At 42.4% G+C, this 13,112-nt stretch carries 10 protein-coding genes; 8 read left to right on the top strand and 2 right to left on the bottom strand.

Features of this window, described 5'->3' with window-relative positions:
* Window positions 1-24: 24 nt before the first annotated feature.
* The 5 genes from CHA01nite_RS08455 to deoC all read left to right on the top strand — a co-directional run bounded on the left by CHA01nite_RS08455 (window position 25) and on the right by deoC (window position 4,435).
* Window positions 25-1,287: an NAD(P)/FAD-dependent oxidoreductase gene (locus CHA01nite_RS08455; protein ID WP_146940880.1), complete on the top strand. Its 1,263-nt coding sequence runs from the start codon at window positions 25-27 to the stop codon at window positions 1,285-1,287.
* Window positions 1,284-1,961 carry a tRNA (guanosine(37)-N1)-methyltransferase TrmD gene (gene trmD / locus CHA01nite_RS08450; protein ID WP_146940879.1) on the top strand — a complete coding sequence of 226 codons (678 nt, stop codon included), beginning with the start codon at window positions 1,284-1,286 and terminating at the stop codon, window positions 1,959-1,961. Before CHA01nite_RS08455 ends, trmD begins: the two co-directional genes overlap by 4 nt.
* Window positions 1,962-2,254: 293 nt before the next feature.
* Window positions 2,255-3,199 (top strand): endonuclease/exonuclease/phosphatase family protein, encoded by a 945-nt coding sequence (locus CHA01nite_RS08445; protein WP_146940878.1) that lies wholly within the window; start codon window positions 2,255-2,257, stop codon window positions 3,197-3,199.
* Window positions 3,200-3,214: 15 nt separating this feature from the next.
* A complete protein-coding gene (locus tag CHA01nite_RS08440; RefSeq protein ID WP_146940877.1) occupies window positions 3,215-3,685 on the top strand; it encodes an Lrp/AsnC ligand binding domain-containing protein in 471 nt (156 codons plus the stop codon).
* A 3-nt stretch (window positions 3,686-3,688) separates the two neighbouring features.
* Window positions 3,689-4,435, top strand: a complete 747-nt coding sequence (gene deoC / locus CHA01nite_RS08435; RefSeq protein ID WP_146940876.1) for a deoxyribose-phosphate aldolase — start codon at window positions 3,689-3,691, stop codon at window positions 4,433-4,435.
* 59 nt (window positions 4,436-4,494) lie between these two features.
* Here deoC and dusB read toward each other — a convergent pair whose 3' ends face one another.
* On the bottom strand, window positions 4,495-5,493 hold the full coding sequence (dusB, locus tag CHA01nite_RS08430; RefSeq protein ID WP_146940875.1) for a tRNA dihydrouridine synthase DusB: 999 nt from the start codon (window positions 5,491-5,493) through the stop codon (window positions 4,495-4,497).
* A 196-nt stretch (window positions 5,494-5,689) separates the two neighbouring features.
* On the opposite strand from dusB, the gene CHA01nite_RS08425 reads away from it, so the two are divergent.
* Window positions 5,690-7,471 carry a T9SS type A sorting domain-containing protein gene (locus CHA01nite_RS08425; protein WP_146940874.1) on the top strand — a complete coding sequence of 594 codons (1,782 nt, stop codon included), beginning with the start codon at window positions 5,690-5,692 and terminating at the stop codon, window positions 7,469-7,471.
* A 93-nt stretch (window positions 7,472-7,564) separates the two neighbouring features.
* On the opposite strand, the gene CHA01nite_RS08420 is transcribed toward CHA01nite_RS08425, so the two are convergent.
* Entirely contained in the window at window positions 7,565-10,789 is a 3,225-nt protein-coding gene (locus tag CHA01nite_RS08420; RefSeq protein WP_228458373.1) for a DUF8818 domain-containing protein, read from the bottom strand.
* Window positions 10,790-10,963: 174 nt separating this feature from the next.
* Between CHA01nite_RS08420 and CHA01nite_RS08415 the strand changes: the two genes are divergently transcribed.
* Together CHA01nite_RS08415 and CHA01nite_RS08410 are read left to right on the top strand one after the other, a co-directional pair.
* On the top strand, window positions 10,964-11,824 hold the full coding sequence (locus CHA01nite_RS08415; RefSeq protein WP_146940872.1) for a lamin tail domain-containing protein: 861 nt from the start codon (window positions 10,964-10,966) through the stop codon (window positions 11,822-11,824).
* 156 nt (window positions 11,825-11,980) lie between these two features.
* Window positions 11,981-12,838, top strand: coding sequence for a lamin tail domain-containing protein (locus CHA01nite_RS08410; RefSeq protein ID WP_146940871.1), 858 nt, complete (start codon window positions 11,981-11,983; stop codon window positions 12,836-12,838).
* Window positions 12,839-13,112: the final 274 nt, after the last annotated feature.

The following is a 13,112-nucleotide window of genomic DNA, read 5'->3' as shown; positions in this document are numbered from 1 at the left end:
ATAAAATCAGTAAATTTGTCTACTATGGAAACACGCGAAAAGATCATCATCATCGGAGGTGGTTTTGCGGGGCTGCAACTTGCAAAAACATTGAATAACAGGAATAAAAAGGTAATGGTCTTAGACCGGGTCAACCATCACATGTTTCAGCCTCTTTTTTATCAGGTAGCGTGCGGAAGGATCGAACCTTCCAATATTTCCTTTCCTTTCAGAAAAATTTTCCAGCGTTCCAGAAATACCCAGTTCCGGCTGACGGAAGTAAAAGAAATTGATACCGCCAACAACAAGGTGATTACCGATGAAGCGGAGTTCAGTTATGATAAGCTCGTTATTGCTACAGGCTGTAAAACCAACTTTTTCGGAAACAAAGATCTTGCGGGAAGAGCTTTCGGAATGAAAAATACCCAGGAAGCCATCGGCATCCGGAACCATATCCTGATGACCTTTGAAAAGCTGATCCTGGAAAAAAGCCGGAGCGACGACGGAAACTGGAATATCGTAATCGTGGGCAGCGGACCTACAGGAGTGGAACTGGCAGGTGCATTTGCCGAAATGAAGAAAGACATCCTTCCCCGCGATTATCCTTATATGAATTTCGACCATTTACAGATCATTCTGGTAAGTTCTACGGAAAAGCCCCTCGCGGTGATGAGCCCCGAAGCACAGGTGAAATCCGAAGAATATTTAAAAGACCTGGGCGTGATATTCATGAGCCAGGAATACGTAACGGAATATGACGGGGATAAAGTGCACATGAAAAGCGGGAAAAGCATCCCTTCCAACAGCGTCATCTGGGCAGCCGGTGTCACGGGAAATGTGATCGGCGGTTTCCCGGCAGAACATCTGATCAGGAACCGGTATATTACCGACCGGTACAACAGGATAAAAGGCTACGATAATATTTTTGCCATCGGCGATATTTCTTATATGGAAACCCCTAAATATCCTCAGGGACATCCTCAGGTAGCTAATGTAGCCATTAATCAGGCCCGGAATTTAGGTAAAAACCTATTGAAAAAGAATTCCGAACAGTGGGTGGAATTTGAATATAAAGATAAAGGCTCCCTGGCCACCATTGGTAAGCACCGGGCGGTAGTCGATCTGCCGTTCATTAAGTTCCAGGGGCTTTTAGCTTGGTTTTTCTGGATGTTCTTACACCTGATGCTGATTCTGAGCGTAAGAAACAAGCTTGCCGTATTTTTTAACTGGATGTGGAGCTATTTCAATAAGGATTCCTCTTTAAGATTAATCATTTCGCCGAATAAGAAAAACGAGACATTACAATGAGAATTGATATTATAAGCGTACTTCCCGAGCTGATGGAAAGTCCGTTCAAAACTTCTATTTTAAGAAGAGCAATGGATAAAGGCCTTGCCGAAGTACATTTTCATCATCTGAGAGACTGGGCAATCAACAAGCACCGCCAGATCGATGACGAACCTTATGGTGGCGGAGCCGGAATGGTGATGATGGTAGAACCTCTGGATCAGTGTATTTCGGAGCTGAAATCCCAGAGGGACTATGATGAGGTGATTTATCTTACCCCGGATGGGGTTACCCTGAATCAGAAAATTGCCAATACTTTATCCATCAGGAAAAACCTGATGTTTCTATGCGGCCATTACAAAGGGATCGACCAAAGGGTAAGGGATCTGCATATCACCAGAGAAATTTCTATCGGTGATTATGTACTGACCGGCGGTGAGCTGGCGGCCTGCGTGCTGGCGGATTCCGTGATCCGTCTGATCCCCGGTGTGCTGAATGACGAGCAGAGTGCCCTGACCGACAGCTTTCAGGATAATTTGTTGTCACCTCCGATCTACACCCGCCCCGAAGTATATAAAGGCTTGGAGGTACCAAAGATTTTGCTGAGCGGTAATTTTGCCAGGATTGAAGAATGGCGCCATGACGAAGCCGTGAGGATTACCCGGGAAAAACGCCCGGACCTTTTAGAGGAATAGCCTTTTTGGATTACCGGTTTATTTTGTTAATCCGTTAAATATTTATCAGACTTTAGCGGTTAATTCATGGAGTTCCGCAAAAGGCAGTTTGTTACTTGTTTAGACTCATTTAATAGTTAATTTTAATAATTTCTGTGCAATCTGTCCTTGTGCATTAAGATTCGTATGATTTACGATTCTTATAATGCAAAAAGGTTTAAGATTTTAAGCGAAATATTTATTATATATTAAATAAAATAATAAATTTACACTTTCGATTAAATGTCAGTGAAAAATTCTAGAAAAGCGTGTTGATGGAGCTGTTCAGTTTTTACAACGTTGAAAATTTATTTCTTCCTGATCCTCCGCCGGTCCATAAGCTGGATCCTACGGCATCCGGACTCAGAAATTGGGATGAAAGGAAATACAGAAATAAGCTTCTGAAGATCGCTCATGTTTTTCAGCTCATCAGGGACGAAAATGGGGTACTGCCTTTTATGATCGGCCTTTCTGAGGTTTCCGGCAAAAAAGTGCTGGAAGATCTTGTACAGCTGCATCCTTTTGATGCCCGGTACGGAATTGTGCATTACAATTCCATGGATGAAAGAAAGGTAGATGTAGCTTTATTATATGACAAAAACAAAGTAGAAGTACTGGATTCGGAAGCCATTACTTTTTTTTTCGAAATAACCGATAAAAACCATGAATACTACGATACAACTAGAGATGTACTATATTCTAAAGTGAAATATAAAGGAGAAACCGTACATGTTTTCATCGCTCATCTTCCCTCAAAACGTGAGAAGGATGTCAACAAACCGAAAAGGGACTTTATACTGAACGAAATCCGTACCCGGATCCTGAATATGGTACATGGAGATAAGGAAAATGTCATATTGTGTGGTGATTTTAATGAAAACCCGGATGATGAAAATTTAAAGAAAATTCTTTATAATGATGCTCATGAGAAGGTGATGGAAAACCCTTTCGAGCATCTGTATGCTTCAGGAACTTACTCTACTTTTCATTATAAATCCGGCTTGCTTTTCGATCAGATCCTGTTATCCGGATCATTCTTTTCCGGGGATAACGGACTGGTATTTCAGCAGGCAGAAGTATTCAGATCAGAAAAAATAAAGAGCCGCGACCGAAAGATGCAGGGGCGCCCTTTCAGAACCTATGCAGGAAGCAGGTATCTCGGAGGCTACAGTGATCATTTTCCGGTTTTTGTAAGATTTAAAATGAAAAAAATAAAGTAAAAACATAAATAAAAAATGAAAAATTCTAAAAACACAAGCTATCAATTAGATTCTATTGACAAAGAAATTATTTACATGCTGATGGACAATGCAAAATCTTCCCTGGCCAATATTTCGAAGAGCGTAGGAATTTCCACGACGGCCGTACATCAGAGAATTAAAAAGCTTGAACAGGCAGGGGTTATTGAAACTTCAATTTCTTTTTTGAATCCCAAAAAAATCGGATATAAAGTGATTTCTTACATCGGGGTGTTTCTGGATCTGCCCAGCCATTACCCGGATATGGTGAAATCTTTGAAAGATATCAATGAAGTGGTGGAAGCCCATTATACGACGGGAAATTATACCATCTTCCTGAAGGTGATCTGTAAAGACAATGACCACCTGATGCAGATTCTCAGCAAGCTTCAGCAGCTGAAAGGAGTCATAAGAACAGAAACTTTCATATCTTTGGAACAGGGAATTTACAGACAACTGAAAGTATAACAGATGATGAACATTGCGCAATATTTGGATTCAACTTACCTTAAAACGCCTGCACAGTCGGGACTTTCGGAAGAAGAAACTTTACAGAAAGATAAGGAACTGGCTCAGGAAGCAATCGACCACGGGATTTTTGCCGTGATGATCCGCCCGGACTATGTATCTGAAATTAAGGAGTACCTTCGCGGGAAAAGTTCGGAGGTGGTTGTAGGAACGGTCATCGGATTTCATGAAGGAACCTGCACCACTGAAGAAAAGCTGGCAGAAGCCGAAAAAGCAATTGCCGACGGAGCCGATGAATTGGATTTCGTGATCAATTATACCGCTTATCTGAACGGAGATTTGGATTTGGTAAAAGAAGAATTTGTTAAGTGCACCGCTTTATGCCTGCAACACGGTAAGATTGCCAAATGGATTATCGAAATTGCGGCGTTAATGGATGATCAGATTGCTGAAATGACCAAACATATTTCCGGTTGGGCTGAAGCGAATTTCGATGAAGACCGGTTGCCCGGAATCTTTGTGAAGTCCTCAACCGGTTTCTATGAAACGGAAAACGGAAAACCCAACGGGGCAACGTTTGAAGGAATACGGATAATGCTTGACAATGCCGGTAAGCTTCCGGTAAAAGCGGCAGGCGGTGTGAGAACCCCGGAAGATGCCGAGAAGATGATCACGCTGGGCGTAAAAAGAATCGGAACTTCATCTGCGTTGGCTTTGATTAGAAATACGTCGTCAGAAGAAGAATATTAGAAAATAGATAATCGCAAAAAAAATAAAACCATCAGAACAGCCTGATGGTTTTTACTTTTTTAAGCCTGCTGGGCCAGATATCGGGTGTAAAATTCCTGCGTCTCTTTGATGAGGATATCCATTTCCTCCAGAGTAAATACTTCGAGGAATTTCTTTCTGAAATCCTTAAAATGCGGAACTCCGCGGAAATAATTGCTGTAATGCTGTCTCATCTCTACCAGGCCTAATCTTTCCCCTTTCCATTCTGCACTCCATTCTGCATGCTGGCGAACAGCCAGAAGGCGGTCTTCAATGGCAGGAGCCGGTAAATGCTCTCCGGTTTCAAAGAAATGTTTGATCTCGTTGAATATCCACGGGTATCCGATGGCTGCACGACCGATCATAATTCCGTCGCAGGCATATTTCTGCTTGTATTCCAATGCTTTCTCCGGAGAGTCGATATCACCGTTTCCGAAAATCGGAATTTCGATATTGGGATTCTGTTTGATTCTTGAAATATGGTTCCAGTCTGCTTCTCCTTTATACATCTGGGCACGCGTTCTTGCATGGATCGTCAGTGCCTTGATTCCTGTTTCCTGAAGCCGCTCGGCTACCTCGTCAATATTGATGGAATTGCTGTCCCAGCCCAGCCGTGTTTTTACGGTCACCGGCAGGCTTGTTGAACGTACAACTGCCTTGGTGAGGCGTACCATCAGGTTGATATCTTTCAGAACACCGGCACCGGCGCCTTTACAGACAACCTTTTTTACCGGACAGCCGAAGTTGATATCCACCAGATCAGGATTTACCGTTTCCACAATCCTTGCCGACATGGCCATGGCTTCCTCATCACCTCCGAAAATCTGAATACCCACCGGCCTCTCATAATCAAAAATGTCCAGTTTCTTTCTGCTTTTTATTGCATCACGGATAAGCCCTTCGGAAGAGATGAATTCAGAGTACATCAGGTCTGCACCGTGCATCTTACACAATCTCCTGAAAGGCGGATCGCTGACATCTTCCATCGGTGCCAGCAAAAGCGGAAATTCCGGCAGTTCTATGTTGCCAATTTTTATCATGGTGCAAATTTACGAAATTATAATGATTGTGCAGAAAGCCTTAAAAATAGGCTTACAAAGAATTTATCATATTCTTGTTATTTAATTATTTTAACGTAATTACTTTTTTTAGTAAATTATTTACGTTATAATTTATTTAATAATTAATATTTTGTATTATTTTAACTATATTTATAGAATCAAATACCATTATATTATGAGAAAAACTCTATTTTGTTTATTAACAACAGTAGCGGCTGCCCATTTCAGCGCGCAGATCAGCCTTACCGCGAGCGGCGGTACGACGACAGGAACTTATACTACATTAAAAGCAGCATTTGACGCAATTAATGGAGGCGTACATCAGGGAGCAATTACCATTAACGTAACAGCCAGCACCACAGAAACAGCTTCTGCCGTTTTAAATGCCAGTGGTTCAGGCAATGGTAGTTATACGAACGTATTGATTAAACCGGCTGCCGGAGTAAATGCTACTATTACCAGTGCGGATCCCGCCGCTACCATTAAGTTCAATGGGGCTGATAATGTAACTGTTGATGGCAGCAATAATGCGACAACGAGCCGAAATCTAACGATCAGCAATTCTTATGTAGCAACTACCGGAACCACACCTACCGTGCTCTGGGTATCAAGTACAGCAACTGACGGTGCTGAAAATATTACGATAAGAAATACAAATTTTGCGGGATCTTCATCTACCGGAACTGTCGGGACCCTTATTGTCTCGGGATCAACCCTCGGGGCCGCAGAAGTTCCGAATAACAATTTTTCAGCAATCAACAATACTTTTGTACGGGCACAGAACGGTATTTTCGCTGTTGGAAATGCGACCAATACAGATACAGGATGGATCATCAGAAACAATGTTATAGGCTCTGCTGTAACGGCGGATAAAATGTTATTCAGAGGGATTGCCGTTCAGAATGCAAAGAATTTTGAGGTAAGCGGAAATACAATAACCGGTGTTGTTTTACCGGCTAGTTCCACCAATACTTCTCAGGGAATACTGCTGGGTGCAGCAGTGACCAACGGAACCGTATTTAAAAACAGAATTTCTGACATTAAACAGCTGAATACAGCAGGCTACGGCGCAGTGGGGCTTTACATCAATTCAAATGTTGCCGCGTCCAATCTTTTAATTTACAATAATATCATCAATGATGTCGCAGGTACCGGATACGCATTGGGCGGCGGACTGGCAGATAACGGGAATGGTATCGTTATCGGAAACGGTGGAGGATTCAAGCTTTATTACAATACGGTGGTCATGGATACTAACCAGACAAATGCGGGGAGGCCTTCGGCGCTGAATATTCTCAGTACCGTCACCGCTGCCGGAGCTATTGATATAAGAAATAATATTTTTGTCAACAAGCAGACGCAGGCCGGAGACCGGTATGCCATTTATGCAGGAGCAGCAACTACGGTATTTTCCAATATTAATTATAATGATTATTTTTCTTCCGGCGCTGCCGTGGGATATATAGGAGCTATTGCGAGAGCAACTCTGGCAGAGTTACAGCTGGGCTTCGGAGGTAATGTGAATTCACTGAATATTTCGCCGGTATTTGCCTCTGCCACCGACTTTCACCTTTCTGCTTCCGGCAATGCCGCACTCGATAACAAAGGGACTTTTATAGCCGATGTAACGGTAGATGCCGATGGGGTAACCCGAAATGCCACCACACCGGACTTGGGAAGCTTTGAATTTTCCGCTGTTGTTCTGGCTGTTCAGGATGTTAAAGCCAAAACCGGTCTGGAATATTATCCGAATCCGGTCGTTGATTTTATCAATATCAGCAATAATATGAAGATCAAAAACGTAGAAATTTACGGTGCTTCCGGACAAAGAGTAGCCAATGAAAATATCAATGCCGAAAAAGGATCCGTTAATATGAGAGAATTGCCTTCCGGAATTTATATCTTAAAAGTAAATACGGAAAAAGGGTCCCAATCGATAAAAGTAATGAAAAAATAATTGATGAATAATTAATCAGGAACCCCGGTAAATCCGGGGTTTTTTATTTGTGAGATGTTGTGCCCGGCAAATTTATCCAATGAAAGACACGGCCTAAAAGCTTGCCTTTACCTGCATACTTCCGATATGGATCGTCCGGTCTCCTGAATTCCTGCCTTCATAATTCAGATTTAACTGAAGGAAGGAGTTGATGGCCTGCTGGATAAATACACTCCAGACCTGGTTTTTTCCGGGCTTTAAACCGTCCAGCATCTGATTTCCTACAATGCTGAAATTATTTCCGGTAAAATCATTATTGATAAAGGAGAAATTTCCCCGGATGGAGGTTTTCCTGCGTTCCCATTGGATGGTTCCCGTGACATCAAAAGCTTTCAGGAATTCTTCGCCGTCCACGCGCTGCTTCTGCCGGTATGCGGAAGAAAACTCTGCCTGGATGGCATCGGTGAATTTATAGGTCGCTTTCGGCTTGGTCTCAAAATTATTCAGACGGTAATCCCGTGTGGCAAATAACTGTGATGAATTCCGGAGATCGTGCACCGAGTTCTCCCAGTCGATCCTGAATTCTTTGTTGAACCAGTAGCCGATATTCAGGAAATGAGAAGTCTGTTCCCGCTCTTCATTGCTGAAATTGGCATTGATGAGGTTGTCATTGGAAATGAAGCGGTAGTTCCCGTTCCAGCCGGACTTATCGGTCGGGCTGAACTGCATGGAGGCCAGGATGTTCTGGTTTTTAAGGATCTGGTCCTCATTTTTTTCAAACGGATTCAGTACCAGGACCTTGTCTTTTTTATAGAATGAGTTCTGGGAATTCAGGGAAATATTGAAATTCCACCGTTTTAAGAATTTATTTTCAGAATTAAAAACAATCGAAGGGTTTACGAATAAAGCCAGCTGGATTTTATTTTTATTGGAAGGAATATATCGTACGGAATTCGTGTAAATCCGGATGTATTGCGCCAGATCCGAATATTCGGCAATTTCGAACTCATCCAGCTGCTGGACACCGTCTCCGTTGTAATCGGTCCATTTATAAATACCTTGTCCGTCCGTCACTTTTATATACTGGAATTCCCTTTGGGCTTCCTGCCCGTTACCCAGCTCATAAAAAGCCTGTAAGCGCATCCCGTTTCTGAAAAGCTGTTGGTTATACAGGATATTCCCGACAACAAAATCGTTGTTTCTCGAAAGATCGGTATCCTGGTTCTGGTAAAAGAATTTCCGGTAATGGAGCAGGGCATTCAGCGTTGTTTTTTCGGTTTTGATGATCTGGCTTTCCGCCATGAATCCTAAAATATTGTTCATGCTCTGCAACCTGTTGTCGCGCACCGAGTCGTTATCCCGCATGTAGACTTTGGCCAATAGTTTCGTCCTTGTACTGTCTCCGACTTTCTTCTGTACAAATACTTCTTTCCAGCTGAAGCTGGTAACATCCATCAGGCCGGTATCGTTGTACTTTTTCTCGTTGTGCTCCATGCTTCCTCCGAGTGCCCAGCTTCCTTTCTTACCGGTGAATTCCGTAGAAGCACCGCCCCGGATGAATTTGGTATCCTGCAGCACGGCATTGGTGCTCAGGTAGGATAAATTTCCCTTGGTGAAAAATTTCCCTTTGATCCATCCGAAGTCCAGATCGTTCTTAAGCCCTTTATAGGTATCCTGCTCGTCCAGATAATTGATTCTGTAATTCAGGGTCGATTTGTTGGTCCACTTATTTAAGAAGCTGAAGATAAAGCGGTTTTGGGTCCGTCCGCTGAATTCCTGGGCAAGGTTGAAATCCCGGGAGAATTCCACATCGTTGATCCGGTCTAGGATATGGAACTGCCGGTCGATATACTGGTATTCGAAATTCGGGGTTCCTTTCCAGCTGTTTTTGGTAAAGGTCTTATTTCCGAAAACCCGCCAGGCATATCCGATGTTCTGTTCGGAATCTTTGGATGAAAATAAATTCAGATCATAATTGCTCAGGGAAATATCAGCACCTACCTTTCCGTCTTTCAACAGGTATTCGGAATTGAACGAGTAGACCTGCGATTTTTGCGGAGACGGCAGTTTCCGTACGGCCCGGTAGTCGCCCATATTCGGACCGACATACTGGAAAACCCTTCCGTTATTGGTGGTCTGGGTAACTTTATAATCACCGAGATTGGCTCCGAAATACGTATAAGAAACGGTATAGAGCGTCTGCGTTGCGTCGGTTGAAAATTCATAATGGTTTCCGGAAGGATCCTGAACCAGCCGGTACAGAATTTTGTTCACGTCATATTCAGCCACAACTCCGGAAGGCGCATACATCAGGTTGGGGTCATTTCCTGCCGCTGCCAGGATCTGCTGGTCTTCCTGCGAAAGGTTTAATGACAATGGTGCATTTTTATTGTCATTTTCCATGAACCAGTTTAGTCCCAGCCTCAGTTTTTCCCTTTTATGCTCCAGTTTTCCGGTAAACAAATACCGTGAGTAATTCCGGTTTGCATAATTATAGGAGATCGTGATGAAATTCTGCTGGAAAATAGGCCGGAAGCTGGTAAAGGTAACTTCCCCGGTATTATAATTAATGATATAATCCTGGTTTTCTCCCCGCTTCATCAGGATTCCGTCGATGAAAACCTGTTCGGAGCCTGAAATCAGGGTAATAAACTGTTCCCCATTCTTTCCGGTCAAGCGGTAAGGTCCCTGGTTGCCTTCCACCCCCTGGAAACGGATCCTGTGGAATTCACTCCGGGCGACCCCCATGGAGACATCAACAAACGTCTTGTTATCTTTTCCGAATTCGGTCTGGAACTCAAGTCCCATGCTCCGCCGCTGGTATTTGGCAAAATAATTCTTGGCTTCCACCAGATCCAGGTGCCCCGCTCTCAGGATGGATTTGTCCTTGATGTTCAGCTGCATGTAGATCTTATCGAATTCTTCCAGCGTCTGGGTATAGCCGTCGGCCTGAATCGGTAAATTGTGGTCGGAAATACTGGCGAGAATGGTTACATCCTTGGAAAGCCTTCCGGAAATCTGCAGATCCATTGAACTTTGCACCGACTGCCCCTGGTTGTTCCCGAAGGTGATTCCCCTGATAATGGATCCTTTTGAATTCAGTTCGCCCAGAAATCTTTTTTTATCGTTTCTGGCAAGTACGCCTTCATCAACGATAATCCGGTTGTTTGTTTTTACAAAATCCAGAGTATCTTTTGCGAAAATATCCTGCCCGAAACGGACGGCCAGAATACTGTCCTGCCGGATGCTGTCCTGTTTAAGGCTATCCTGTGGGAGATTGGGGTTTTTCCATGTGAATACCTGGGCATTACCGGAAAATAAGCCCATAAAAAACAACATGAATACCAGAATATAATTTCGCAAACCTGTAGAAATAGTTCGTAAAAATACTTAAAAATACCTTACGGTAAGGACATTAGTGTTATTAACAGAAAATTAACCTTATTATTGTCTTATTTTGAAAATTTGACTTATTTTTGCCATGTAAATTATTAATAATTAAATTTTTAAATCATGAAGAAAATCTTTACTATCGTTGGACTGATCTCAGCAGCAGCCTCAATGAATGCACAAATTGTGATTAATGAAGTATATGGTGGCGGAGGAAACAGTGGTTCTGTTTACAAGAACGATTTTATTGAATTAAAGAATATCGGATCAACAACTATAACATTAAGCGGAGCAACGTTACAGTATGGATCAGCTGCAAATCCTTTTTCACAGTATCATACTTTACCTGATATTACATTAGCGCCTGGGAAAACTTATTTGGTTCAGGAAGCTGTAGGTAATGCAGGAACAACAAATCTACCAACTCCTGATTATATTGCGCCTATCCCTACAAATTTTGGAACAGGAACGAATACTACTGCTGGTCTTGCAATGTCAGCAACAGCAGGAAAAGTTGCTCTGGCTAGTAATTCAACACAGGTTACTTCACCTACTGACAGTAATGTGCTTGATTTTGTTGGATTTGGAACAACAGCAAGTCAGTATGAAGGTGCAGGACCTGCTCCGGCTCCCTCAAATAGTAATTCTATAGCGAGAATTTCAGGAGATACAAATAATAATGCTGCTGATTTTGTTGCAGGTGCGCCAACTCCTCAAAACTCCACCTCAGGAACCCTCGCCGTTTCAGATTTAGCTAAATCCAACGGAAACTTCATCAGAAACTCTTTCGTAAAGAACAACGAGATCACTTTCGGTGCTGAAACAAAAGATGTGAAAGTGTATACTCTGAGCGGACAGCTTGTGAAAACGGCTTCTGTAAAAGAAAACGAATCGTTAAGCGTTGCTGAACTGGCAAAAGGAAACTATATCGTAACAGGTATGGTAAACAACAAACCGGTTTCCCAAAAAATCTTAAAGGACTAAGAAATTAGTTGTTTATAAAATATTAATCTCCGTTTCAAATGAAGCGGAGATTTTTTTTGCTGAATTAGAAGCATTTAAGAAGTCTTAAATAGGCAATCATCCAATTTTGATGGTACTGTTTTTGCATTTTTTATCATATCCACAAATTAAATTGTTATGAAAAAAATTTTTACACTCATCGGAATTGTTTCTCTTATTCATACCGAAGCCCAGATTGTCATCAGTGAAATATACGGTGGTGGCGGAAGTCCAAGCCTGGCGCTGAGCCATGACTATGTTATGCTTAAAAACATCGGTGCCGAAACCGCTGCCCTGAATGGGGCAACCCTACAATATGGTCCTGCTGACGGAAATTTCACGCAGTATCATCTTCTTCCCAATATTACGCTGAATCCCGGACAAAGCTATCTTATTCAGGAGGGAACGAATATCGGCGGCATCGTTGATCTTCCGGCTCCGGATTTTATTGCCGATCAGGTAGTTTATTTCAACGGGGCACAAAATTCTTCCGGCGGCATCGACCTTGATAACAGGGCAGGTAAAATTGCTCTGGTCAATGGTCCGGTACAGATTCAGGATTTCAAAAGCAATGAGATTATTGATTTTGCAGCTTATGGAACAACCAATGCGGTCCCGGTTTTTGCTTCTGCGGCCAACACGGCATTTAAAAGAGTAGTTGAAAACACCGGCAACAACAATGTAGAATTTGTTACCGCACCTGCCTATCCCATGAATTCTTATGCCGGAAGTACAGCTATTGCAATTACTCCAGCGGATCCTGATTATTCCAAATTTAATTTTATTGTCAATCCTTTTTTAAAAGACAATAAAGAAGTTGTTTTCAGCAGTGAAATACAGAATGTGAAAATATATGATGAATACGGACAGGTGGTGATGCAGTCTCCTACAAAAACATCCTATGGAATGAATCTCATCGAACTGCCGAAAGGAAAATATACCGTAACCGGAATGATCAACAATTCCCCGGTATCCCAGCAGATTGTAAAAGACTAGATCATTTGAAATCAAATTAGAGGGTTCACTTTAGCTTAACGCGAGTTCGATCGTATTGATATCGCTTCAGTTGATTATTTAACTCAAAAATAAAAATGAGGCTGATTCGTCAGGGTTAAATACCACTCTTCTTGTCAGAAAAATAAACGGTTCACCTTTGTGACAGGATTTTATCCTGTTCTGTACTAAGCCGTCTCTCCATGATTTTCTTTGATCTTATGTTTGGCTGGTGAAACTTCCGGCATCCTTCTTCCAGCCTGTTAATCCAGGTTCT

The sequence above is a fragment of the Chryseobacterium hagamense genome (assembly GCF_007991455.1).
In the GTDB taxonomy this organism is placed as follows: domain Bacteria; phylum Bacteroidota; class Bacteroidia; order Flavobacteriales; family Weeksellaceae; genus Chryseobacterium; species Chryseobacterium hagamense.
The sequence above is the reverse complement of the archived record's forward strand: the minus strand, read 5'-3'. Positions and strand labels throughout refer to the sequence as shown.